The organism is Devosia sp. RR2S18 (genome assembly GCF_030177755.1).
In the GTDB taxonomy this organism is placed as follows: domain Bacteria; phylum Pseudomonadota; class Alphaproteobacteria; order Rhizobiales; family Devosiaceae; genus Devosia; species Devosia rhizosphaerae.
Map to the genome: position 1 here is coordinate 875,888 of NZ_CP126539.1, position 25,076 is coordinate 900,963.

Consider the following 25,076-nt stretch of genomic DNA (forward strand, 5'->3'; position numbering starts at 1 on the left):
GGAAGCCCTTGAGTCGTATTCCGATTTGTTCGCCGCGCCGCCGAGTGCGCCCGAGGCCGTGCGCGCACCGCTGGGCGTGTTGCGCGACGTCTTCGGCCACAAAAGCTTTCGCGGACAGCAGCAGGATGTCGTCGAGCACGTGATCGGGGGCGGCGATGCGGTGGTGCTGTTTCCCACGGGCGCCGGCAAATCCATGTGCTACCAGATTCCGGCAATGTGCCGGCCTGGCGTCGGCATCGTCGTTTCGCCGCTGATCGCCTTGATGCGCGACCAGGTGGAGGCGTTGCGCCAAGCCGGCGTCGCGGCTGCGGCACTCAACTCATCGCTCACGCCGGAAGAATCGGCCGAAGTCAGGCGGCAACTCCGCCGGGGCGAACTCGACCTCCTTTATGTGGCGCCCGAACGGGTGGCGACGCCGGGCTTTGCCAATATGCTGGGCGATGTCGAGATTGCTCTTTTTGCCATCGACGAGGCGCATTGCGTGAGTCAGTGGGGCCACGACTTCCGGCCTGAATATCGCGAGCTGATCCATTTGGTGGAGCTGTTTCCCGGCGTGCCGCGGATCGCGCTGACCGCCACGGCCGATCCGACCACGCGCGAAGACATCATCGAGCGGTTGGGCCTCGAACAGGCGCGGGTCTTTACCACCAGTTTCGATCGGCCAAATATATCCTATTCCATCGTCGAGCGGGACAAGGCGCGCGACCAACTGCTAACTTTCCTGGGCGGGCACAAGGGTAGTTCGGGTATTGTCTATTGCCTGTCGCGGGCTAAGGTCGAGGATCTCGCCGACTGGCTCTCGGGAAAAGGTATCCGCGCGTTGCCTTACCATGCAGGGATGAGTGCCCAGTTGCGGGCAGCCAATCAGGATGCGTTCCTCAAGGAAGAGGGCGTTTGCCTCGTGGCAACGGTGGCGTTCGGTATGGGTATCGACAAGCCCGATGTGCGCTATGTCGCCCACATGGATTTGCCATCCTCGATCGAAGCCTATTACCAGGAGACCGGCCGCGCCGGACGCGACGGGCAACCGGCCGAAGCCTGGATGAGCTATGGCATGGCCGATGTGGTGCAGCGGCGGCGCATGATCGATGAGGGTGGGGCGCCCGACGAGATCAAGCGTCTTGAGCATGGCAAGCTCAACGCGCTGCTAGGCGTGTGCGAGACGGCGGAGTGCCGGCGCAAAGCCATTCTCAGCCATTTCGGCGAGAGCCACCCGGGCAAATGCGGCAATTGCGACACCTGCCGCTCGCCGGTGGCGACCTGGGACGGGACGGAAGCCTCAATCAAAGCGCTGGCGGCGATCTATCGGACCGGACAGCGCTTCGGGGCGGCGCATGTGATCGACGTGCTGATGGGCAAGGTGACCGAGAAGGTCGAGCGTTTCGGGCACCAGCAGCAGGCGGTGTTCGGGCAGGGTGCCGATCTCGACAGCAAGACCTGGCAATCGGTGCTGCGGCAGTTGACGGCCATGGGGTTGGTGATCGTCGACCACGCCAATCATGGCGCGCTGATGCTGGCGCAGGAAGCGGGCGCAGTGTTCAAGCGCGAGCGTGTGGTGACCCTGCGCAAGGACCGGCCACGCAAGGCGGTGGAAGTGCGGCGGCAGCTCAATTCGGCGGTGCAGTTGACCGGTCCGGCGCAGAAGCTTTTCGAAGCCCTGCGTGAAGAGCGGCTGCGGATCGCCAAGGAACAGGGCGTGCCGCCTTACGTGATCTTCCACGACGCCACGCTACGCGGCATGGCCATCGCGCGCCCGCGGCGCAAGCAGGATCTCCTTAGCCTCCCCGGCGTGGGGCAGGGCAAGCTTGATCGCTATGGCGAGGCCTTTCTGGCCGTGCTGGCGCGGGAGATCGAATGAGTCTCGACCCCACCATCCCGAGGCGCCCGCGCTTTGCTGTGGTGGATATCGCCCGCGGCGTCGCCATCGTGGCCATGGTGGCGTACCATTTCTGCTGGGATCTGAGCTACTTCCGGTTCATTGCAGCTGATGTCGGCTATGACCCATTCTGGGTGGTGATCGCCCGATCGATCCTTTCAGCGTTCCTGTTCCTGGTGGGGGTGGGGTTGGTGCTGGGCCATGGCGAGGGCATTCGCTGGCACAACTTCTGGCGACGCTGGATTTTCGTTGCGGCTGGGGCGCTGCTGATCACCCTTGGGACGTGGTTCGCGTTCCCGGTTACCTTCGTCTATTTCGGCGTGCTGCATGCCATTGCGCTGTTCAGCGTGTTGGCGCTGCTGTTCGTTCGGGCGCCGCTCTGGCTGCCCGTGGTGGTTGCGGTAGTGGTGATCGGCCTGCCGTTCTTTTACGCCGATCCGCTGTTCAACGAAAACGCCTGGTCGTGGCTGGGCTTCTGGGAAGTGCCGCCGCCCGCCAATGATCTCGTGCCGATCTTTCCCTGGTTCGGGGTGACGCTGTTGGGCGTGATTGCGGCGCGGCTGGTCTTACGTTCGGGACTCGCGGTGCGGCTTGCTGCGGTTCAGCTACAGGGGCGGCTGCCGAAGCTGCTGGCGTTCCTGGGGCGGTGGAGCCTTCTCATCTATCTTCTCCACCAGCCGATCCTGTTCGCGCTGGTCTATCCTGCAGCGGCAATGTTGCAGCCGCAGGTGGCGATGCGGGAGGCTGATTTCCTGGACTCGTGTCAGCAGACTTGTGAAGCCAGCGGGACGGCGCCGGGGCTCTGCACCACCTATTGCCGGTGCGGGCTCGAAGGGATCGAGGAAAACGATCTCTGGGAGGCGATCTATTCGGGGATGGTGTTGGCAGAGGAGCAGGCGCTGCTCGATGCCTCCAACCGGCAATGCTCGGCCGTGATCTACCCCGAACTTGATCCGCAAGATTGATCCTTTGCACGTGAGGGCAACTTTCATGCCCCTGTCGTATTTCCATCTTGAATGGAAGAACGAATGAGCGTTGATTGTCTGTTGCAAGTGTCCGCGGCGCTGGCTGAATAGGCCCCCTCCCGCCCGGACGGTACATTTTGATGTCTGGATGTTTCTTTGACCAGTCTTGAGGCCGGCCGCGTCCGTTCACGCGGCGATGCACGCGCCCATGTGGCGGCCGCCCATCAGGGGCGCGGCCGTGGCACGCTCACGCGCATCGCGCTTTATTCGCTGCGGCACCCCTGGCAGGTGGCTGCGGCCGTTTTGGCAACCGTCATCGCTGCAACGCTGCAACTGTCCATTCCCTGGCTGTTGGGGCGGGCCGTGGATCAGGCGCAGGGGCTCTTAAGCGTCAGCCGCGAAGAGGCCGAGCAGGGACTGATGTGGACAGCGCTTATCCTGCTAGCGGTGTCAGTGGCGCGCGGTCTGTTCACGCTGGCACAGAACTACTACGCCGAGTCGGTCGGTCACCATGTGGGCTATGAACTGCGGCTGGCCTTCTACGACAAGGTGCAGCGGCTCTCCTATTCCTACCATGACAAGGTCCATAGCGGCGACCTCATTACGGTGGGCATGCTGGATCTCGACGGCGTGCGCATCTTCTTTTCGACCGGTCTCGTGCGGGTGGTGCTGCTCTCGATCCTGATCGGTGTCGGGGCTTATATGCTGCTATCGACCGACGTGCTGTTGGGCCTACTGGCGCTGAGCTTCGTGCCTTTCGTGGGCTGGCGCTCGTCCTCGGCCCAGCTGCAATTGCGAGCCACTTGGTTGATGCTGCAGGAAAAGCTCTCTTGGCTGACGCGCGTCATGGACGAAAACCTGGGCGGCATACGCGTGGTGCGTGCCTTCTCCGGGCAGAATTACGAGCTCGACAAATTCGATGCCGCCTCCAAGGAGGCGCTCGAACTCTCCCATAAGCGGCTCAGCATCCGCGTGCGCAATACCTCGGTTATGACCTTCTCGTTCTTTTCGGCAATGGGACTGGTGCTGTGGTTCGGTGGCGTCAAGGTGATCAATGGCGAGATCAGCGTGGGTACGCTCGCCTCGTTCCTCACCTTCATGACCATCCTCCAGATGCCGGTCCGGCAGCTGGGTCTAATGGTCAATTCCTTCGCCCGCGCCTCAACCTGCGGCAATCGCCTCTTTGCCTTTCTCGATGAGCCACTCGCCATCGATGACAAGCCGGGCGCCAAGGACCTCGAGATAACCGAGGGCGTGCTGCGGCTGGAGGACGTGCATTTTACCTATCCCGGCGCGACCCACCCCACCCTGGATGGTGTGAGCTTTGAGGCGCGGCCGGGTGAAACCATTGGCATTGTGGGGGCGCCGGGCAGCGGCAAGTCGACCATGGCGAACCTCTTGGCCCGTTTCTACGACGTCTCAGGTGGTCGCATCACCATCGATGGGCAGGATGTGCGCGATGTTACCCTGCACTCACTCCGCCAGGCGGTTGCCGTGGTGCAGCAGGACAATTTCCTGTTCACCACCACGCTCGAAAACAACATCGCCTATGGCGACCCCTGGGCAAAGGAGAACCGCATCGAGCGCGCGGCCGAAAGCGCCCAACTGCATGGCTACATCGCCGGTTTGCCGGACCGCTATGGCACGGTGGTCGGCGAACGCGGCATATCGCTATCGGGTGGCCAGCGGCAGCGACTGTCGATTGCGCGCAGCCTGATGCTGGAACCGGCGGTGATGGTGTTCGACGATTCCACTGCGGCAATTGACGCGGGCACCGAGCACCGCATCCGCAACGCCATCAAGGACTATGCCAGTGACCGGGTAACGCTGATCATCTCGCACCGGCTGAGCTCGCTGCTTCATGCGGACCGCATCCTCTTTATCGAGGATGGCAAGATCGTCGAGCAGGGCACGCATGACGAGTTGCTTGCCCTCGGCGGGCGCTACCATGCGCTGCATCAATTGCAGACCCGGCCCACGGAAGAAATCGAGATGGGGAGCGCGGCTCAATGAGCGCCATAGAGGACGACCGCGAGACCGCCAATTACCCCGGCCAGCGCCCACCCAAGGCGAGTGTCGGGTCGCACAGCATCGAGGAAGAAGTCTTCGGCTCGGCCTATGATCCGCAGACTATCCGCCGCATCTGGGCCTATGTTCGGCCCTACCGCAAGAAGATCTACCTGTCGGTAGCGGCCGTTCTGATATTCACCGGCACGCAGTTGGCTATTCCGCTGATCATCGGCCAGGCCATCGATAGCGGCATGACCGAAGGGGGCAACACCAACAACCTCCTCTGGGCCGTCGGGATTTTCGCAGTCATGGTGCTGCTGAACTTCGGCGCCAGCTTCGTGCAGGAAAGCCAGGTTGGCCAAGTGGCCGAGCACGTGCTGTTCGACATGCGGCGCGCCATGTTCTCGCAATTGCAGCGGGTGTCGCTGAGCTTCATGGACAAGACCGAAGTTGGCCGGTTGATGAGCCGGCTGCAGGGCGACGTCAACTCCATGCAGGAGTTTCTCGAAACCTCGGTGTTGTCCGTCGGTGACCTGGTGCTGCTGGTTGGCATCGTGATCGTGCTGCTGTCCCTCGACTTCCGGTTGGGACTGCTGACGCTTTCAACCATGCCAATCCTGTTTGTCGTCCGCATCTTCTGGCTGCCACGCGCCAAGCGCGCCTTCATGGCGGCGCACGAGACCAATTCTGCGACCAATGGCGCCTTGGCCGAGGGTATCAATGGCGTTCGCACGGTGCAGAACCTTGACCGGCAGATGGTCAATTTCGATCTCTATGATGACAAAGCCTACGGCAATCTGCAGACCCAGTTGACCGGGTCGCGCTACGCCCAGGTGATGGTGCCGATCGTCGATAGCCTCACCGGCATTGCCATGGCCGTGGTGGTAGTAGTCGGCGGGTCGCTGGTGTTGAACGGCGCGCTGGAGATCGGCGTGATCGTTGCGTTCCTGTTTTATGTGCAGCGCTTCTTCGATCCCATTCGCTCGCTAACGATGCAATATTCCATCATGCAGCGCGCCATGACTTCGGGCCGGCGCATCACTGAAGTGCTCGATGTGCCGGTATCGATCAAGGACAAGCCAGATGCCGTCGCGCTGACCCGCGATATGGACGGTTCGGTGGAGTTCCAGAACGTCACCTTCGGCTACTCGTCCAAGCAACCCGTGCTCAAGAATGTGAGCTTCAAGGTAAAGCCAGGCGAGACTGTAGCCCTAGTGGGACCAACCGGCTCGGGCAAGACCAGCGCAATGGCCCTGGTGCACCGGTTCTACGAAATAAACGAAGGCGCCGTGCTGGTGGGCGGGCATGACGTACGCGACGTGACCCAGGAATCGCTGGGCCAACAGGTCGCCATGGTGCTGCAGGAGCCATTCCTCTTCACCGGGACGGTGTTCGAGAACATTCGGTACAACAAAGCCGACGCGACCCGCGCGGACGTAATCGAAGCGGCCAAGGCAGTGGGTGCGCATGATTTCATCGAGAAGCTCCCCGGCGGCTATGACAGCGTGCTGGAGCAGCGTGGATCTAACCTCTCGCTGGGACAGCGACAGTTGATCAGCTTCGCTCGCGCCCTCGTTGCGGATGCCAAGATCCTTGTGCTCGATGAAGCAACTGCCAACATCGACTCCTACACGGAGCGGCAGATCCAAAAGGCGCTGGAAACGCTGCTGGCGGGCCGCACCGGCATGGTTATCGCGCACCGGTTGGCGACCATTCGCGGCGCTGACCGGATCATCGTCCTGCAAAATGGCGAGCTGATCGAGACCGGCAATCATGACGAGTTGATTGCGAAGCGCGGCCTCTATGCGCGGCTCTACAACATGAACTATGCCAGTTTCGACGACATCCCCGATGATCTCGTTGCGCAGGTGACGGGAGCCTCCTCCACCAGCTGAGCGCGACTTTTGACGCGCTGCGGCGTTTGCGTCACAAGGGCAGCAAACAAGATTGGAGTGAAGCCATGAAGACGCGCGTTTTGGGCAAGACCGGGTACGAGGTTTCCGAAATTGGTCTGGGCTGCTGGCAGTTGGGCGGCGACTTCGGCCCGGTCGGTGACGAGACGGCCAATGCCATTTTGGATGCTGCCAATGCAGCGGGTGTTAATTTCTGGGACACGGCGGACGTCTATGGCGGCGGCCTGTCGGAGCGCCGCATTGGTGCGCATCCCAAGGGGCCGGGTGTGCACGTGGCGACCAAGCTGGGTCGCGGTGCGGGCCTTTACCCCGATGGCTATTCCAAGGAGGCGATCCGCGCCAGTCTCCTGGCCTCGGCCGAGCGGCTGAACGTTGCAACGCTTGATCTGGCGCAGCTGCATTGCGTGCCGACCGAAGTGCTACGCCGCGGGGCGATCTTCGGCTGGATGGACGAGCTGCAGGCCGAAGGTCTGGTGCGCCACTGGGGCGCCAGCGTCGAGACCATCGAAGAAGGCTTGATCTGTCTCGATCAGCCCGGCTGCGCGACGTTGCAGATTATCTTCAATCTCTTTCGGCAGGATGCCGCCAAGGATCTCCTGCCTATGGCAGCGGAAAAGAATGTCGGCATTATCGTGCGGCTACCGCTGGCGAGTGGCCTGCTCAGCGGCAAGTTTGACAAAGAGACGCGTTTCGATCCTTCCGATCACCGCAACTACAACGCCGATGGCAAAGCCTTTTCGGTGGGTGAGACCTTCTCCGGCGTTCCGTTCGAACGCGGCGTCGAGCTGGTCGCCGAGCTCAAGGGCTATGCGCCCGAAGGCATGCCGATGAGCCAGTTCGCCTTGCGCTGGATCCTCGACCATCCGCAGGTGTCGACAATCATCGCCGGCGTGAGCAAGCCCGAGCAGCTCAAGGACAATGTCGCTGCCAGCGAGCGGAAGAGCCTCTTTCCGGCACTGCTGGGTCAGCTCGACCAGTGGTATGAGCAGAACGTGAAACCCGCGATCCGCGGCGGCGTTTAGCCGACCTAGCGCATCCATTGCCCGCTTCCTAAGTTAGCGGGCATAGATCAGCAATTCACGGACGCTCCCCCATGACGCATCATCCCGCCTTCGAACTGCTTCGTGACGAACACATCGCGGAGGCCAATTCGCAGGCGCAACTGTTCCGGCACAAGAAAACCGGCGCGGAGGTGCTCAGTCTCGTCAACGACGACGAGAACAAGGTGTTCGGGATTACCTTCAAGACTCCGCCCGACGATTCTACGGGCGTGGCGCATATCCTTGAGCATTCGGTCTTATGCGGGTCACGCAAGTACCCGGTGAAGAAGCCGTTCGTGGAGTTGCTCAAGGGTTCCATGCACACCTTCCTCAATGCTATGACCTTTCCGGATAAGACTGCCTATCCGGTGGCGAGCCAGAACCTCAAGGATTTCTACAACCTCGTCGACGTCTATCTCGATGCAGTGTTTTTCCCGCTGATAAGCGAGGACACCTTTCGCCAGGAAGGTTGGCACTACGAACTTGAGGACGTTGACGCGCCGCTGGTCTACAAGGGCGTCGTGTTCAACGAGATGAAGGGCGCTTTTTCCTCGCCCGACGCTGTGATGCGGGATCTCGCGCAGCGTTCGCTTTATCCCGACACCACCTACGGCAAGAGCTCGGGCGGTGACCCCAAAGCCATTCCGGACCTCACCTACCAGAAGTTCAAGCGCTTCCACGAGACATTCTATCATCCCTCAAACACACGCGCGTTCTTTTCGGGGGATGACGATGCCACGCAGCGACTGGCGATACTCGACGAGTATTTCACCCAGTTCGAGCCGATCGAGGTCGATGCCGAGATCAAGCTGCAGCCGCGGTTCAATGCGCCGCGGCAGATCGTGGCGACCTATGCCGGCAACAAGGACGAGGAAAAGGCCCGTGATGGGATGGTGTCGGTCAACTGGATGATCGACCCGCCGGGCGACCGCATTGAGGCGCTGTCGCATGGCATGCTAAGCTACCTCCTGGTTGGCAACCCCGCCGCGCCGCTGCGCAAAAAGCTGACCGAAAGTGGGCTGGGCGAAGGAATGACTGGCAGCGGCATCGGGCAGGGCCTGCGCCAGCCGATGGCGACCTTTGGCCTGAAGGGCGTTGATCCCGCAGACGGCGAGAAGGTCGAGGCGCTGATCCTCGCAACGCTCGAGGAGATTGCCGGGCAGGGGTTCCCGCAGGACCAGCTGGAAGCGGCAGTGAACACCTTCGAGTTCTCGCTACGCGAGAACAATTCAGGATCCTATCCCCGCGGCATGACCTATATGTTCGCCGCCCTTAACGGCTGGCTCCATGGCGGCGATCCGCTGCGGCAGCTCGCCTTCGAAGGTGCCTTGAGCGAACTCAAGCGCAAGGCTAGCGAGGGTCATTTCGAACGCGAAATCCGCCGGCTGCTGTTGGAAAACACGCACCGCACCACGGTGATGCTGAGCGCCGATCCTGAGCAGGGCGCTCGCGAGACGGCGCGGGAAGTGGAGATCCTGGCCGGGGTGCGGGCAGGCATGGACGAGGCGGCAGTGCGCGCCACCATATCCGAAACCGAGCGTCTCAAGGCCTTGCAGGAAGCGGTGGACGATCCTCAGCAACTCGCCAAGATCCCGATGCTCACCCTTGAGGATCTGCCGCGCGAGACGCGCAAGGTCCCCGTCGAGATCGGCAATCTGGCCGATACTAGGATCTTCTCTCACGACCTGCCAACGCTGGGGATCGTCTATCTCGATCTGGGGTTTGATCTGCATGTTCTCGACCGCGAGTTGCTGCCTTATCTGCCGCTGTTTGGCCGGGCGCTGCTGCAGACGGGCACCAGCAAGGAAGATTTTGTTTCGCTGACGCAGCGGATCGGCCGGGCGACGGGCGGCATCGCCCAACATCGCGGGCTTTCCGCCAAGCAGGGGAGCGATGGCAGTGCCGCCTGGTTCTTTTTGTCGGGCAAGGCGGTGCCGGACAAGCTCGGCGAGATGCTCGCCATTATGGGCGACGTGCTGCTAGACGCGCGGCTCGATAATCGCGAGCGATTTCGGCAGCTGGCGCTCGAGGAAAAAGCCGGGTTCGAGGCGCGGCTAGTGCCCAGTGGCAATGCCATCGCCGACACGCGGCTCAAGTCCGGGTTCACCGAGGCAAGCTGGGTGGCCGAGCAGATGGGCGGGGTGAGTTATCTCCAGTTCTTGCGCGCTCTCGTGAAACGCATCGACAGCGATTGGCCTAGTGTGGAGGCGGCACTGCTGCGTATTCGCGACACGCTCTTCCAGCGCGGCCACATGGTGGTCAACGTGACCGCCGATGGAGTGCTGTTGAGCCGTGCGCGCGGTGAGCTCGATGGTTTCCTCGGTGGCCTGCCGAATGGCACGCCGCCTATGACCGATTGGAGCGTCCAGTTTCAGCCAAGATCGGAGGGGCTCATCATCCCCGCGCAGGTCAATTATGTGGGCAAGGGCGCCAATTTGCGGGCGCTCGGCTTCTCGATGACTGGAGCATCGAGCGTGGTGCTGAAGTTCCTCAATACCACCTATCTCTGGGACAAGATCCGCGTGCAAGGTGGCGCCTATGGCGGTGCGAGCCGGTTCGATCTTACCTCTGGCAATTTCACCTTCCTTTCCTACCGAGATCCCAATTTGCTCAAGACGCTCGATGCCTATGATGGTGCGGCCAAAGCACTGAGAACCGAGATCGGCCAGGGCGACCTGACTCGCTCGATCATCGGCGTGATCGGTGACGTGGATAGCTATGAGTTTCCCGATGCCAAGGGGTACTCGTCCATGTGGCGGCAACTGACCGGCACCACCGACGAGATACGCCAACAGCGGCGAGACGAAATTCTTGGGGCGAGCGCTGCCGATTTCCGGGCGATGGCCGATGCGGTGGAGGCCGTGACGCGCCAGGGTCATGTGGTGGTGGTGGGCGGGGAAGCCGCGATCAAGACAGCCAATGAACAGCGGCCGGGGCTGCTTGAGGTGAGTAAGGTGATGTAGTTCCTCCCACTCGTCCTCCCGCTAGGAGGGAAGGAGTGCGGTGGACGCTTAGGTGCTGAGGGCCTTGGCAAGATAAGGCAAGCTCAGGTCCATGCGGTAGTCGACGCTGGAGTGATTGTCGGGGAACTCTTCGTAGCGGTGGGCGATGCCTTGCCGCTCTAGGCTCCGGTGCACCCGGCGGGTGCCGTAGAGAATGTCGTATTGGTCCAGCGTGCCGCACTCGATATAGAGGGCCTTGAGCTGGCGCAGGGCGTCACCATGCGTCTCGACCATGCGCACCGGGTCCCACTTTTTCCAGTTTGCCCAGCGCTCCTCAATGATTTCGCAGGTGTCGAGGGTCACCGGCAGGCGCAGGCCGAGAAAGACCCCGGGGTCCGGATCGGGGTCAAAGCTGGCCGCTTGCGCGAGGAACATCAGCGTCATGGTGTCCTTGCCGTCGAGCTTGGGCTTGGCCTCGAACGTCGTGATCCACTTTTCGATCGAGTTTTCGTGCTCGGCCAAAGCGCGCAGCACCTGCGGGAAGCCTGCGAGATAGAGGTGCTCGAAACCTGCGTCGCCCGAATGGCTTGCGGCGGCGGCCCAGACATCGGGATGGCGCATGGCGTGGATATAGGCACCGAACCCGCCCGAGCTCTTGCCGAAGACGCCACGCCGGCCCGTGCCGCCGCAGCCGAAGCGGCTCTCGACGGTGGGCAGCATTTCCTCAATCAGGAAGGTCTCCCAGCGACCCATCACCGGGCTATCAACATATTGGTTGCCGCCCAGCCGGGTGAAGCAATCGGGGAAGGCGACGACGGTGGGGGGCATCTCGCCCGAGCCGATCAGGCGGTCGAGTCGCTCGGGGACATTCTCGCCGAAATTTTTCCAGGCCGTGTGGGCAGGCCCGCCAGCGGTATAGCCCACGAGATCGACGAGGAGGGGCAGGTCCGTGCCATCGTGACCGTGCGGCACGTAGACGTCCACAATACGGGTGGGAGTGTCGCCGAGGCGATTGTCCTTGAGGGCTACGCTGTCCACCGCAAGACGGTGAATGGTGCCGGCGGGATGGTGGGACTTGCGCATGGCGATCTCCTGTCATGTTCTGGCGTACCTCCAGCACTAGCATGAGGCGGTCAGCGGGGGCGAGCCGCTCGCTGAACCTAGCGCGAGGCTGCCGCGTTCAAGGTGAGACATGCCAGAGCCGATCCTCGACCGCGACCTCCATATCCGGGCCATCGACGCCTATATCGATCCGTCCGTGCCGCGGGAACGGGCGATTATCACCCATGGTCACGCCGACCACGCGCGTAGCGGCCATGGTTCGGTGCTGGCGACACCCGACACCATCTCGATCATGAAGGTACGCTATGGCGAGGATTGCGCGGGGAGCTTCCAACCGCTCCCCTTCGGCGAACCCATAGCCATCGACGACGTCACCATTACCTTTTTTCCGGCGGGGCACATCATGGGGTCGGCACAGGTGCTGGTGGAGCGCGGCGGTCAGCGGGTGGTCGTCACGGGCGATTACAAACGGCTGCGCGACCGCACGGCGCAACCCTATGAACTGATCGAATGTGATCTCCTGGTAACCGAGGCGACCTTCGGCCTGCCAGTGTTCCAGCATCCCCATCCAAAGGTTGAGATCGGGCGGCTGCTCAATTCGGTGCGCAAGCAACCCGAGCGCGCGCATCTGATCGGCAGCTACGCCCTGGGCAAGGCGCAGCGAGTAATCGCGCTGCTGCGGGACGCCGGCTATGACGATCCGATCTACCTTCATGGGGCGATGATCCGGCTCTGCGCGTTATACGAGGAATTGGGCGTGCCGCTAGGCGATCTGCGCCCGGCCACCGGCGTGCCAAAGGCGGAGCTTGAAGGCGCCATCGTTATTGCACCACCTTCGGCCATTCGCGACCGCTGGAGCCGGCGCTTTCCCGATCCGGTCACTTGCCAGGCTTCGGGCTGGATGAGCGTCAAGCAGCGCGCCCGCCAAGCGCTGGTGGAACTGCCGCTGGTAATCTCGGATCATTGCGACTGGGGCGAGCTCAACCAGACCATCCGCGAGACCGGCGCGGGAACGGTGTGGGTGACGCATGGGCGGGAGGATGCGCTGGTTTATTGGTGCCGGCAGCAGGGCCTCGTGGCCGAGCCGCTCAATATCCAGGGCTTCGAAGACGATGGTGGCGAGGGGGAGGAATGAAGCGCTTCGCTCTCCTGTTGGAACTGCTGGCCCTTACACCCTCGCGCAACCGCAAGTTGGCGGCCCTGACGCAGTACTTCCGTGAGGTGCCCGACCCTGACCGGGGGTTCGCCCTTGCCGTGCTGACGGGCGCCCTCACTTTTCGCAATGTGAAGCCGGCGTTGCTGCGCGAAACGGTGCTGCGCGAAGTCGACGCCACGCTCTTTGCCATGAGCTACGATTATGTCGGCGATCTCGGCGAGACCATCGCATTGATTTGGCCGCACCACGGGGAAGAGCGTGACCTGCCCTCGCTGACCGACCTCATCGAGCTTTTCAACACTACGTCCAAAAGCGAACTACCCAAGCTCATCGCAGCACTCCTCACGCGAGCGGAAATCCATGAGCGCTGGGCCTTGGTGAAGCTGGCAACCGGAGCTTTGCGGATCGGGGTTTCGGCGCGGCTGGCCAAGACTGCCCTGGCAGAGATGAGTGGCAAGGATTTGCAGGAGATCGAGGAAGTCTGGCACGGCTTGACGGTTCCCTATACCGAGCTCTTCGCGTGGCTGGACGGCAAGGCTGAGCGCCCGGATATAGATCATGCGGCGCGCTTCCACCCGCTGATGCTGTCCAACCCGCTTGACGAGGAAAAAGACCTCGCCAAGTTCGATCCGGCGGATTTCTCGGCCGAGTGGAAGTGGGACGGCATTCGCGTGCAATTGGTGCTGGGGCAGGGCACCGCCTCACTGTTCTCCCGCACGGGCGACGACATCGCCGCCGCCTTTCCCGATATTGTCGAGAATGTCCATGGCCGCGCGGTGCTGGACGGGGAATTGCTGGTGGGCACCGAATTCGAGGCGCGCAGCTTCAAGGATCTGCAGCAGCGGCTCAATCGCAAGGTGGCCTCACCCAAGCACCTCAAGGAACTGCCCGCTTTCATCCGGGTCTACGATATTCTCTTTGACGGGGACGACGACGTCCGGCCGCTGAGTTGGACGGAGCGCCGGCAACGGCTGGAGCAGTGGTTCGCAGATAATCCGCAGACGCGCCTGGATGTGTCCGAGCTGCTGCCATTCACCGGCTGGGAGGATCTGGCGCAGCAACGCCGCCAGGGAGCGGACGAGCATGGCCATGAAGGCGTGATGCTCAAGCTGCGCAGCTCGCCCTATGTGCCAGGGCGCCCAAAGGGCTATTGGTACAAGTGGAAGCGCGACCCCAACGTCGTCGACGCAATCCTCATGTATGCCCAGCGCGGCCACGGCAAACGCAGCTCGTTCTACTCGGACTATACGTTCGGGGTGTGGAGGGGCAACGAGATCGTCCCCATCGGCAAGGCCTATTTCGGTTTCACTGACGAGGAGCTCAAGCAACTCGACAAATGGATCCGCACCAACACCGTGCAGAGCTTTGGCCCAGTGCGCGAGGTGCGCAAGGAGCTGGTGTTCGAAGTAGCGTTCGACAGTGCGCAGGAGAGTACGCGGCACAAATCTGGCGTGGCCCTCCGCTTTCCCCGCATCAATCGCATCCGCTGGGACAAGCCGGCCAGCGAAGCCGCTACTCTCGACGATATGGCAGCGTTCATCGCCGCGAGCTAGGCTCACAATTGCTTCTGGAAAGAGAAAGCCATGTCATCCCGATCCAACCATCTCAAGCTTACGGCATTGCAAAAGCAGATGGAGGCGGCAGCCGAGGCGATGGATTTCGAGGAGGCCACGCGGCTGCGCGATGAAATAGCGCGCCTCAAGGGCGAAACATCACTGGGCGACGTTGGGCAGCCGCCACCGGGGGCCATGGGTTTGGGTAGCAATGCGCCGGTGCGTGAGCCGCCAAAAGGCTGGGTGAAGCCGAAAAAGCCTGACTTTCTGAAGAAGAGCTAGGCCTTCTCCAGCCGCTCCTCGGCGAGCTTCTTGATCTCCCGCAGCTCGGCGATGGTGGTTTCCAGATCGTGCAATTGCCGCTCCAGGGACACCAGCCGGTTTTCGACCTTGTCGGCCAAAAGGTGGACCTGTTGGCTCCTATCGGCATCATAGAGGCTGAGATAGTCGGAGATGTCGCGCAGCGAAAAGCCGAGCCGCTTGCCGCGCAGGATGAGGATCAATCGAGCGCGGTCGCGTCGTCGGAAGATGCGCGTAGCGCCGACCCGTTCGGGGGCGAGCAGGCCCTTGGACTCGTAGAAACGAATGGCGCGGGTGGAGATGCCGAACTCCTTGGCGAGGTCGGCAATGGCGAAGAGATCCTTGTGGTCGACTTCCGCGCGGGTCACTTGGCAGCCCTTGTTTGCGCATACTCATCGCGCAATTCCTTCTTGGAGAGCTTGCCAATGAGCGTCTTGGGAAGCGCATCCTTGAAGATGATCTCCTTGGGCATCTCGATCTTGTTTAGGCGCTCGGTAAGGAAGTGCTTTAGATCGGCCTCGGTGGTGCTCTGCCCGTCCTTGAGCTTGACGTAGGCGACGGGCGCCTCTCCCCGATACTCGTCGGGCACGCCGATGACGTTGGTTTCCTCGACGGCTTCATGAGCCATCAGCGCTTCCTCGATGGTGCGCGGATAGACGTTGAAACCCGAACAGATGATGAGGTCCTTGATACGATCAACAAGGAAGACATAGCCGTCCTCGTCCATGTGGCCAACATCGCCGGTGCGCAGCCAACCATCCATGAACGCTTCACGGCTTGCTTCGGGGTTCTCGTAATATCCCGTCATCACCTGCGGGCCCTTGACCTGCAACTCGCCATTTTCCCCGATCCCGACCACTTTGCCGCTGTCCACATCGACGAAGCGAATGTCCGTCCCGGGCAGTGGCATGCCGATGGACATGGGCTTGGACGGGACGCGAAGAGCGGCGCAGCAAACGACGGGGGAGGCTTCCGTCAGGCCGTAGCCTTCGGCGAGGAGAGCCTTGGATTTCTTGGCAAAGGCGGCGCGGACTTCATCGGGCAGGGCTGCGCCGCCGGAGATTGCCACTTCGAGGCTCTCCAGCTGCTCGGCAGTGACGGAGGGGGCGCGCGCTATGGCGTTGAGCAGGGTGGGGACGGCAGGCAGCACATTGGCTTTGGTGCGGGCAAAAACATTGAGCAACGCCTTGAGCTCGAAGCGGGGCAGCATGATCACCGGCGTGCCGTTGCACAGCGGCACGTTCATGCAGACGGTCATGGCGAAGATGTGGAAAAAGGGCAGGACGGCGATGACCTTGGAGGGCGGATAGAATAGCCCGCACCCCCACTTATCGATCTGGCTCATATTGGCCGAGATGTTAGCGTGGGTGAGGAGGGCGCCCTTGGGGATGCCGGTCGTGCCGCCGGTATATTGCTGAACGGCGACGTCGTTATCCGCGTCGATAGTGACGGGGGTCGGCTCGTGTCCTTGCTTGAGGAGGTCGTCAAAGAGAGTGATGTTCTCCCGGATGGGCGAGGCGCCGATCTTGGCCAGGTCCTTGCGCTTGGCCACCGAGAACAGGACTTTTTTGACTGTCGGCAGCGCGTTGGGGAAGTGGCAGACGATCAGCTTCTTGACGTGGCCCGCCTGAACCAGGGCTTCAGCCTTCTCATAGATCTGCTGGAGGTCCAGGGTCACCATAAGGTCGGCGCCTGCATTGCCGGTGATGTGACTGAGCTCGTGGACGGTATAAAGCGGATTGCAGTTGACCACGGTGCCGCCGGCGCGCAGCACGGCGTAGTAGGCGATTGGGTAGAACGGCGTGTTGGGCAGCATCAGCGCTACCCGGCTGCCCTTGGTAATGCCGAACTGCTGCTGCAATGCTCCCGCAAGCGCGGTGATCTTGCGGCCGAGTTCTCCAAAGGTGGTGGTGCCGCCCAGGAAATCGAGCGCTACGGCGGAAGGGTTCTTGGCGCAGGCAGCCAGCACTTGCTCATGCACCGGACGGGTGTCGATGGGTGCATCCCACTGAATACCTTCAGGGTAGGAGGCAATCCACGGGCGAAGCGGGGATGCGGTGTCGATCGTGGTATCCATGGCTTTCCTCCGGTGCCGTTGCGGCGCGGGCTTTCCGCCCGATTTCTATAACTATTCCACGAGTTGACGTTAGCGTCAAACGGCTGCCCGAACCTTTGGTTCGCTGCTGCGTTACGAGATCGGGAGGAGCCGTCCTGCGCAATTCACGGCGACGTATTGGGCGACGCATTGACGTTTACGTAAAGCGCGCTAAATTGTCCTCAATGAACCTGGGTACCTGCGCTATGATCCCGACGCGGTAACCCGATGCCGGCCTAGAGGGTAGGCACACACTACCGGGATTTGCGTCGATCCGGCGGGCGACGTTTTGGAGGGCGAAAACGTGACTCTTGCGCTTATCATTATCACCCTAGTTGTCTTTGGCGTCTTGGCCATGCGGCAGAGCCCGCTTTGGCAATGGGGCCTGGCGGTGCTTGTCATCGGCATTCTGAAGCAGGTCGGCTATGGCTCGACCAGCGTTCTGGGCTTTGTCCTGGCCTGCCTGCCTGGCATCGTTCTCCTGCTCCTCAGTGTTCCCGCCATTCGCAAGGCGACGGTCATCAAGCCCGTCTACGGCATGGTCAAATCCATCCTACCGCGCGTAAGCCGCACCGAGCAGGAAGCCCTCGATGCCGGTACCGTCGGCTGGGATGCCGAGCTCTTTTCCGGCAAGCCGGACTGGACCAAGCTGCGCTCGATACGCCCGCTGACGCTTTCTGCCGAAGAGTTGGCTTTCCTCGATGGCCCGACCGAAGAAGTGTGTCGGATGATCGATGATTGGGATGCGCGCAACAATCTTACCGATCTGCCGCCCGAGGTTTGGCAGTTCCTCAAGGACAAGGGCTTCCTGGGCATGCTCATTCACAAGGAGCATGGCGGCCTAGGCTTCTCCGCCCAGGCGCAGTCGATGATCGTTTCCAAGATCGCCAGCCGCTCCGTGGCTGCGGGCATCACGGTAATGGTGCCCAACTCACTCGGACCGGGTGAACTGCTTGAAAAATACGGCACGCCTGAACAGAAGGAAAAATACCTCGGTCGCCTTGCCAAGGGGCAGGAAGTGCCATGCTTTGCGCTCACCGGAATTCACTCCGGGTCGGATGCTGGCGGCATGCGCGATATCGGCGTGGTCACCAAGGGCACCTATCAGGGCAAGGAAGTGTTGGGCGTGCGTCTCTCCTGGGACAAGCGCTATATCACTCTTGCCCCCGTCGCCACGCTGGTCGGTCTAGCTTTCATCCTCAAGGATCCCAACAATCTCCTCGGCAAAGGCGAAAATGTCGGCATCACGCTGGCGCTGATCCCGGCTGATCACCCGGGCGTCGAGATCGGTCGCCGCCATTTCCCGGCGCGACAAGCCTTTATGAATGGTCCGGTTCGCGGCAAGGACGTGTTCGTGCCCCTCGATTTCCTGATTGGCGGGACCGCCTATGCCGGCCAGGGCTGGCGCATGCTGATGGAGTGCCTGTCTACCGGGCGTGCCATTTCGCTGCCGGCGATCGGCTCCACCTCGATCAAGCAGACGCTGCGCGTCACCTCCGCCTATGCCCGTATCCGGCGCCAGTTCGGCATTCCGGTCGGCGTCATGGAAGGCGTCGCCGAGCCGCTGGGCGAAATGGTCAAGCGCGCCTACACCTATGAGGCTGCCCGTCGGCTCACCGCCTCGATGGTGGATGAGGGTCAGCGGCCGGCAGTGATTTCGGCGCTGCTCAAGTACCGCACCACCGAAGCCATGCGCGACAGCGTCGACGACGCCTTCGACATCCATGGCGGGCGCGCCATTCAGGATGGCCCGAGCAACTACCTCTTTGGTGGCTACATGGCGACGCCGGTGGCGATCACGGTGGAGGGTGCCAATATCCTTACCCGTACGCTCATGACCTTCGCCCAGGGCGTGTTGCGCGCGCATCCCTATCTCTACAAGGAGATCCAGGCGGCGCAGAATCCGAACCGGAGTGAAGGGCTGGACCAGTTCGACACCGCCTTTGGCGGGCACACCAGCTTCATGCTGCGCAACATGGTGGCGAGCTTTGTGCACGGCATCACCAATGGTGCATCGGCCTCGACGCCTGTCGAAAATGACGTGGCGCGCTGGTACCGCCAGTTGCACCGCTATTCGCAGGCCTTTGCCCTGGTCGCCGACTGGACCACCGTAACTCTAGGCGGTCAGCTCAAGAGCAAGCAGAAGATTTCGGGCCGACTAGCCGACATATTGGGTGATCTCTACCTGATGTCGGCAACGCTCAAGCGCTTTGAGGAGGAAGGGCAGCTGGCAGAGGACCGTGAGCTGGTCGATGCGATCATGGCAGACCGGATCGCGGCCATGGAAGCGACGTTTGGCGAAGTCTTCGCCAACTTCCCCAATGGCGCCATGGCCAATGCCATGCGCTTCCTCTGCTTCCCGCTGGGGCGGCGTGCGCGTCCTGCGAGCGACACGATCAACTACCGCTTCGTGCAAGCCGTGCTGCGGCCGAGCAGCTTCCGTGACCGCTTGACCTTTGGGGTCTACACCACGATGGATCCAGATGACGTGACGGGTGTACTGGAAGATGCGCTGGCCAAGGTCACCGAAGCCGAGGAGATCGAGGCGCGCTTCGTCAAGGCGGCGCGCCGTGGGGTTATCGAGCGTCGGCTGGACCGAGATGCCATCGATGATGCCGTCGCGGCGGGTGTCCTAAACGACAACGAAGCCGGCATTATGCGAGCAGCGGATGAGGCCACCGAGCGGGTGGTTGCAGTAGACGACTTCGCTGCGGATGAATTGGTGGCACCGCGGGAGCATCGCGTGGCGGCCGAATAGGCCGCCCACGCGCTAACGAAAAAAGAGGAGCAAGCATGATCGTCCCCCAGGCGACCCAGACGAAGAACTGGAGCTTTCGTACCGATATCGAAAAGATCGGGTGGCTCACGATCAATACGCCTAGCGCGCCGGTCAACACGCTTAGCCGCGAAGCTATCATGGAGCTGGAAACCCTGGTTTCGAGCTTTGAGGAGATGGCCAAGTCGGGCGAGCTGGTGGGTGTGGTGCTCCTGTCCGGCAAGGATAGCGGCTTTATCGCCGGCGCGGACATCAGCGAATTTGACGCCATGAGCGATTTTTCGGTCCTGCCCGAGGCTTTGCGGCGCACGCACGCGCTCTTCGCCCGCATCGAAGCGTTGAAGATCCCTGTCGTGGCGGGCATTCACGGCTTCTGCCTGGGCGGCGGGCTCGAACTGGCTTTGGCGTGCCACTATCGAATTGCCGTTTCCGACGATAAGACGCGCATCGGCTTCCCCGAGGTCAATCTCGGCATCTTCCCGGGTTTTGGCGGCACCGGGCGCTCCATTCGCCAGGCTGGCCCCGTTGACGCCATGCAGATCATGCTGACCGGAAAGATGCTGCGGGCGGGCGCCGCGCGCGGCCTCAATCTCGTTGACAAGCTTGTGCGCCACCGTGACATGCTGCGCTGGGAAGGCCGCAAGGCCGTGCTGCAGAAGCGCAAGTCCTCGCCGGCGCCCTTCGCCAAGCGCGTGATGGCGATGGGGCCCGCGCGTGGCTATGTCGTCACCAAGATGCGCGATCAGGTGCGCAAGAAGGCACGGCCGGAGCACTATCCGGCACCCTACGCGCTGATCGACCTGTTCGAAGCCCATGGCGACGATTGGCAGGCCATGATCCGGCACGAGATCGACGCATTCGTGCCGCTGATGGGCAGCGATACCGCGACCAATCTGCGCCGGGTATTCTTCCTTTCCGAAGGCCTCAAGAAGCAGGGCATCAAGGGCGCCCGCTTCGCGCGTGTCCATGTCATCGGCGCCGGTGTGATGGGGGGCGACATCGCCGCCTGGTGTGCCTTGCGCGGCATGAGCGTGACGCTGCAGGACCTCGATATGGACCGCATCAAGCCTGCGCTGGAGCGCGGCAAGAAGCTGTTCAAGAAGCGCCTCAAAAAGAAGCACGAGGTCGATGCGGCCGTGATGCGCCTGGAAGCCGATCCGACCGGCAAGGGCGTCGCCCGGGCCGACGTGATTATCGAGGCGGTGGTGGAGCGGCTCGATATCAAGCAGTCGATCTTCCAGGGTGTGGAGGAAAGGCTCAAGCCGGGCGCGATCCTGGCCACCAACACCTCCTCCATTGAGCTCGAACGGATCGCGGAAGGGCTCAAGGACCCAGCCCGCTTAATCGGTCTGCATTTCTTCAATCCGGTGCCGCAGCTGCCGCTGGTGGAGGTCATCCGCTCCAAGTTCAACACCGACGAAGAAATCGGCAAGGGCGCCGCCTTTGCGCTAGCTATCGGCAAGTCTCCGGTGGTGGTGAAGTCGGCCCCCGGTTTCCTCGTCAACCGCGTGCTGATGCCCTACATGCTTGGTGCCGTCGAGCGCGTAGAGCGCGGCGAAAGCAAGGAACTGCTCGACGCTGCCGCTGTTGCCTTCGGCATGCCCATGGGGCCGATCGAACTCATGGACACAGTCGGGCTCGACGTCGGCAAGTCAGTGGCGACTGAATTGGGGCACGCGGTGCCGGAGGGCTCCAAATTCGATGGCCTGGTGAAGGACGGCAAGCTCGGCCGCAAGACCGGGCAAGGCTTCTATAAATGGGAAGATGGCAAGGCGCAAAAGGGCGACGTGCCCGCCCACGACGATCTGGCCGCGCTTGGCCGCGAACTGGTCAAGCCGCTGGTGGATACGACCGAAGTGGTGGTCAAGGAAGGCGTCGTCGCCAGTGACGACCACGCCGACATCGGGGTGATCCTGGGGACGGGCTTCGCGCCCTTCCTCGGTGGTCCGCTCAAAGCAAGAAAAGACGGGAGGGCCTGATCCATGGCTGAACTTCGTAAAGTCGCGATCGTTGGTTCGGCGCGCATCCCCTTCGCGCGCGGCCACACGGCCTATCAGGACGAAACCAATCTCTCCATGCTGGCGACGGCATTCCGGGGCATTGCCGATAAGTACAGCCTGAAGGGCGAGAAGGTTGATGAGGTCATGGCGGGGGCGGTAATCGCCCATTCGCGCGACTTCAACCTGGCACGCGAAGCGATCATCGATGCAGGTTTTTCGCCACGCACACCCGGCACCAATATGCAGATCGCCTGCGGGTCGAGCTTGCAGGCGGCGCTTAATCTGGGCGCCAAGATCGCTTCGGGCGAGATCGACAGCGGCATCGCCGGCGGCGCCGATAGCGTGAGCGATAGCCCCGTTGTGTTCGGCAACAAGTTTCAGCGCCGGATGATCGACCTGTCGCGGACCAAAACGTTCGGCGAGAAGCTGGCTACCTTCAAGGGGTTCAGTTTCGGAGAACTCTCGCCGGTGGCGCCCTCGACTGCGGAGCCGCGCACAGGCCTTTCTATGGGCCAGCATGCAGAACTCATGGCGCGGGAATGGGGCTTGTCACGGCGAGCCCAGGATGAATGGGCGGTCAGCAGCCACCGCAAGGCAGCCAAGGCCTATGACGAAGGCTTCCACGACGATCTGGTGATCCCCTTTGCGGGGTTGGCACGTGACAACAATGTGCGGCCCGACGCCAACCTCGACAAGATGTCCTCGCTCAAGCCCGCCTTCGACAAGAGTTCAGGGCAGGGCACCCTGACCGCTGGTAACTCAACGCCCTTGACCGACGGAGCCTCGGCCGTGCTTCTGGCCAGTGAGGAGTGGGCGCGTGAACGCGGGCTGCCGATCTTGGCCTATCTCACGACGGGCCGCGTGGCAGGCAATGACTTTGCGGGTGGCGAGGGCTTGTTGATGGCCCCCACCATCGCCGTGTCGGAAATGCTGGCGCGCCAGAAGTTGAGCTTCGCCGACATCGATTATTTCGAACTGCACGAAGCTTTCGCGGCGCAGGTGTTGTGCACCCTGCGGGCGTGGAACGATCCCACCTACTGCAAGGACGTGCTCGGGCGTGATGAGGTGCTAGGGGAAGTGGATCCCGAGCAGATCAACGTCAAGGGCTCAAGCCTTGCCTATGGCCACCCCTTCGCGGCAACGGGCGCACGAATTTTGGGACTTACGGCCAAACTGCTCTCGACTGAGCCAGGCAAACGCGCTTTGCTGAGCGTCTGTACGGCAGGCGGCATGGGTGTCGCTGCCCTGGTTGAAAGTGCCGCATGAGCGACAACGTTGTCCAGTTCCGCCGGATAGAGAAGAAACCTGATCCAAAGCCGCCCAAGCAGCGGCCAGAACTGCCCGGCTGGATCTGGTTTGTCGCACTCGTGGCGATCGCGGTCGCCATTTACCTTGTGCAACAAGCGGGCGTGCTCGGCTAGCGGCAAGCCTTTCTCCAAGATGTGAACTGCACGCAAACCATTGGCGCGCCTCAATGGTATATGGCGTGTTAACAAGCGTGGCTGGCTTTACGTTTAGGTCAATCTTTTGCTTGTCAGTAGACGGAAAGCCGTAATACCGTCCAGCAATCTTGGCGTTTAGCGTAGCTGAACGTCCTGAGAGGAGACGACCTGCTCACAAAGGCAGGCGAGACAAAACGCTTCAGGAATTTCCACAAGGAGATGGGACGAGCATGAAACTCACGCAAACCTTCAAAGCGGTTGCTACTGCCGGCACGCTTTCGCTCTTGATGAGCACCGCTGCCTCGGCCGTGACACTGCAGCTGCACAATGGCGGCGACCCCGGCTCGCTCGACCCGCACAAGGTTTCCGGCGATTGGGAAAACCGTGTGGTTGGCGACTACATCGAAGGCCTCGTCACCGACAACGCCGCCGCCGAGCCTATTCCAGGCCAGGCCGAGAGCTGGGAAGTGTCGGAAGACGGTTTGACCTACACCTTCAAGCTGCGTGACGATATCTTCTGGACCGACGGCGAGCCCGTCACGGCAGAAGACTTCGAGTTCGCCTTCCAGCGCCTGATGGATCCGGCGACCGCTTCGGAATACGCGTACCTCCAGTACCCGATCAAGAACGCCGAGGCGATCAACTCGGGCGAGATCACCGACTTCAGCCAGCTCGGCGTCAAGGCGATCGACGACAAGACTCTCGAGATTACTCTCGAGCAGCCGACCCCGTTCTTCATCGAAGCACTGACCCACTACACTGCCTTCCCCGTGCCCAAGCACTTGGTTGAAGAGCATGGCGACCAATGGACATCCGTCGAGAACATCGCCGGCAACGGTCCCTACGAGATCGTAGAATGGATCCCGGGCTCCTATGTGCGCTCGGAAAAGAACGAAGAGTACTACGACGCCGAGAACGTGCAGATCGACGAGGTCTACTACCACGTCCTTGAAGATCAGGCGGCCGCTCTCAATCGCTATCGTGCTGGCGAGTTCGATATCCTCACCGACTTCCCGTCCGACCAGTACGCTTGGATGCAGGAAAACCTGCCCGGCCAGGCGCAGGTCGATCCGTTCCTGGGCATCTACTACTATGTGATGAACCAGGAGCAGCCGCCGTTCGACGACGTTCGGGTTCGGGAGGCTCTCTCAATCTCGATCCTGCGCGATGTGATCGGTCCTGATATCCTGGGCACCGGCGAACTGCCGGCCTATGGCTGGGTCCCGCCGGGCACCGGCAATTACGTTGAGGACGCTTACATGCCAGAATGGGCAGAAATGCCCTATGAAGAGCGTGTAGCTCGCGCCCAGGAACTGCTGACCGAGGCTGGTTACGGTCCGGACAATCCGCTTACCGTACAGCTTCGCTACAACACCAACGACAACCACCAGCGTATCGCTGTGGCGCTCGCCGCCATGTGGGAGCCGCTGGGCGTCAATGTCGAGCTGTTCAACGCCGAAGTGGCCGTCCACTACGATGCACTGCGTGCCGGTGACTTCCAGCTCGGCCGTGCCGGTTGGCTGCTCGACTACAACGATCCGTCCAACACGCTCGATCTGCTCAAGACCGGCGTCGATCAGGGCGGCGAGATGAACTGGGGCAACAACTACGGTCGTTACTCCAACGAAGAGTTCGACTCGTTGATGGCTCAGGCTGCCACCGAGCAGGATCTCGACGCTCGCGCCGAGTTGCTGGCCCAGGCTGAAGAGATCGCCATGGACGAGTTCGCTGCTATCCCGATCTACTGGTACGTCTCCAAGAACGTTGTGTCGCCCAGCATCTCGGGCTTCGAAGACAACGCCAAGGACATCCACCGGACGCGCTGGCTCTCCAAGACGGAAGAGTAAGCGTCAAACCATGATCAAGATCGCGGGGGCGATGTCCCCGCGATCGGCTTTCCCGGCTTGCGCAGTGGACGCAGTGCACCGGACGTAAAAGGTCTACAG

17 protein-coding genes are annotated in these 25,076 nt (G+C 61.9%); 14 read left to right on the forward strand and 3 right to left on the reverse strand.

What is annotated here, in order from left to right:
• Positions 1–58 precede the first annotated feature (58 nt).
• The 6 genes from recQ to QOV41_RS04260 all read left to right on the forward strand — a co-directional run bounded on the left by recQ (position 59) and on the right by QOV41_RS04260 (position 10,767).
• Complete coding sequence (gene recQ / locus QOV41_RS04235) at positions 59–1,858, forward strand: DNA helicase RecQ (RefSeq protein WP_284579747.1); 1,800 nt, start codon at positions 59–61, stop codon at positions 1,856–1,858.
• Positions 1,855–2,841 carry a heparan-alpha-glucosaminide N-acetyltransferase gene (locus tag QOV41_RS04240; RefSeq protein WP_284579748.1) on the forward strand — a complete coding sequence of 329 codons (987 nt, stop codon included), beginning with the start codon at positions 1,855–1,857 and terminating at the stop codon, positions 2,839–2,841. The genes recQ and QOV41_RS04240 overlap by 4 nt, the downstream gene beginning before the upstream one ends.
• A gap of 156 nt (positions 2,842–2,997) precedes the next feature.
• On the forward strand, positions 2,998–4,854 hold the full coding sequence (locus QOV41_RS04245) for an ABC transporter ATP-binding protein (protein ID WP_284579749.1): 1,857 nt from the start codon (positions 2,998–3,000) through the stop codon (positions 4,852–4,854).
• Positions 4,851–6,746 carry an ABC transporter ATP-binding protein gene (locus tag QOV41_RS04250; RefSeq protein WP_284579750.1) on the forward strand — a complete coding sequence of 632 codons (1,896 nt, stop codon included), beginning with the start codon at positions 4,851–4,853 and terminating at the stop codon, positions 6,744–6,746. Before QOV41_RS04245 ends, QOV41_RS04250 begins: the two co-directional genes overlap by 4 nt.
• Before the next feature lie 65 nt (positions 6,747–6,811).
• Positions 6,812–7,786: an aldo/keto reductase gene (locus QOV41_RS04255; protein WP_284579752.1), complete on the forward strand. Its 975-nt coding sequence runs from the start codon at positions 6,812–6,814 to the stop codon at positions 7,784–7,786.
• Between the two features lie 71 nt (positions 7,787–7,857).
• Complete coding sequence (locus QOV41_RS04260) at positions 7,858–10,767, forward strand: insulinase family protein (RefSeq protein ID WP_284579753.1); 2,910 nt, start codon at positions 7,858–7,860, stop codon at positions 10,765–10,767.
• 48 nt (positions 10,768–10,815) lie between these two features.
• Here the strand turns inward: QOV41_RS04260 and QOV41_RS04265 are convergent, their stop codons facing one another.
• A complete protein-coding gene (locus tag QOV41_RS04265) occupies positions 10,816–11,829 on the reverse strand; it encodes an alpha/beta hydrolase (protein WP_284579755.1) in 1,014 nt (337 codons plus the stop codon).
• Between the two features lie 109 nt (positions 11,830–11,938).
• Between QOV41_RS04265 and QOV41_RS04270 the strand changes: the two genes are divergently transcribed.
• Genes QOV41_RS04270 through QOV41_RS04280 form a run of 3 tightly spaced genes read left to right on the forward strand, consistent with a single transcriptional unit; the run spans position 11,939 to position 14,799 of the window.
• Positions 11,939–12,943 carry a ligase-associated DNA damage response exonuclease gene (locus tag QOV41_RS04270; protein WP_284579756.1) on the forward strand — a complete coding sequence of 335 codons (1,005 nt, stop codon included), beginning with the start codon at positions 11,939–11,941 and terminating at the stop codon, positions 12,941–12,943.
• Positions 12,940–14,517: a cisplatin damage response ATP-dependent DNA ligase gene (locus QOV41_RS04275; RefSeq protein ID WP_284579757.1), complete on the forward strand. Its 1,578-nt coding sequence runs from the start codon at positions 12,940–12,942 to the stop codon at positions 14,515–14,517. Before QOV41_RS04270 ends, QOV41_RS04275 begins: the two co-directional genes overlap by 4 nt.
• A 30-nt stretch (positions 14,518–14,547) precedes the next feature.
• Positions 14,548–14,799, forward strand: a complete 252-nt coding sequence (locus QOV41_RS04280) for a UvrB/UvrC motif-containing protein (protein ID WP_284579758.1) — start codon at positions 14,548–14,550, stop codon at positions 14,797–14,799.
• On the opposite strand, the gene QOV41_RS04285 is transcribed toward QOV41_RS04280, so the two are convergent.
• Entirely contained in the window at positions 14,796–15,185 is a 390-nt protein-coding gene (locus tag QOV41_RS04285; RefSeq protein WP_284579760.1) for a MerR family transcriptional regulator, read from the reverse strand. The genes QOV41_RS04280 and QOV41_RS04285 overlap by 4 nt on opposite strands.
• A complete protein-coding gene (locus QOV41_RS04290) occupies positions 15,182–16,894 on the reverse strand; it encodes a long-chain-fatty-acid--CoA ligase (protein WP_284579761.1) in 1,713 nt (570 codons plus the stop codon). Before QOV41_RS04290 ends, QOV41_RS04285 begins: the two co-directional genes overlap by 4 nt.
• A 322-nt stretch (positions 16,895–17,216) precedes the next feature.
• On the opposite strand from QOV41_RS04290, the gene QOV41_RS04295 reads away from it, so the two are divergent.
• From QOV41_RS04295 to QOV41_RS04315, 5 genes are all read left to right on the forward strand, one after another.
• A complete protein-coding gene (locus QOV41_RS04295; RefSeq protein ID WP_284579762.1) occupies positions 17,217–19,670 on the forward strand; it encodes an acyl-CoA dehydrogenase in 2,454 nt (817 codons plus the stop codon).
• Between the two features lie 35 nt (positions 19,671–19,705).
• Positions 19,706–21,667 carry a 3-hydroxyacyl-CoA dehydrogenase NAD-binding domain-containing protein gene (locus QOV41_RS04300; protein WP_284579764.1) on the forward strand — a complete coding sequence of 654 codons (1,962 nt, stop codon included), beginning with the start codon at positions 19,706–19,708 and terminating at the stop codon, positions 21,665–21,667.
• Between the two features lie 3 nt (positions 21,668–21,670).
• On the forward strand, positions 21,671–22,954 hold the full coding sequence (locus QOV41_RS04305) for an acetyl-CoA C-acetyltransferase (RefSeq protein ID WP_284579765.1): 1,284 nt from the start codon (positions 21,671–21,673) through the stop codon (positions 22,952–22,954).
• Entirely contained in the window at positions 22,951–23,109 is a 159-nt protein-coding gene (locus QOV41_RS04310) for a hypothetical protein (protein WP_284579766.1), read from the forward strand. The genes QOV41_RS04305 and QOV41_RS04310 overlap by 4 nt, the downstream gene beginning before the upstream one ends.
• A gap of 251 nt (positions 23,110–23,360) precedes the next feature.
• Positions 23,361–24,977 carry a peptide ABC transporter substrate-binding protein gene (locus tag QOV41_RS04315; RefSeq protein WP_284579767.1) on the forward strand — a complete coding sequence of 539 codons (1,617 nt, stop codon included), beginning with the start codon at positions 23,361–23,363 and terminating at the stop codon, positions 24,975–24,977.
• Positions 24,978–25,076 lie beyond the last annotated feature (99 nt).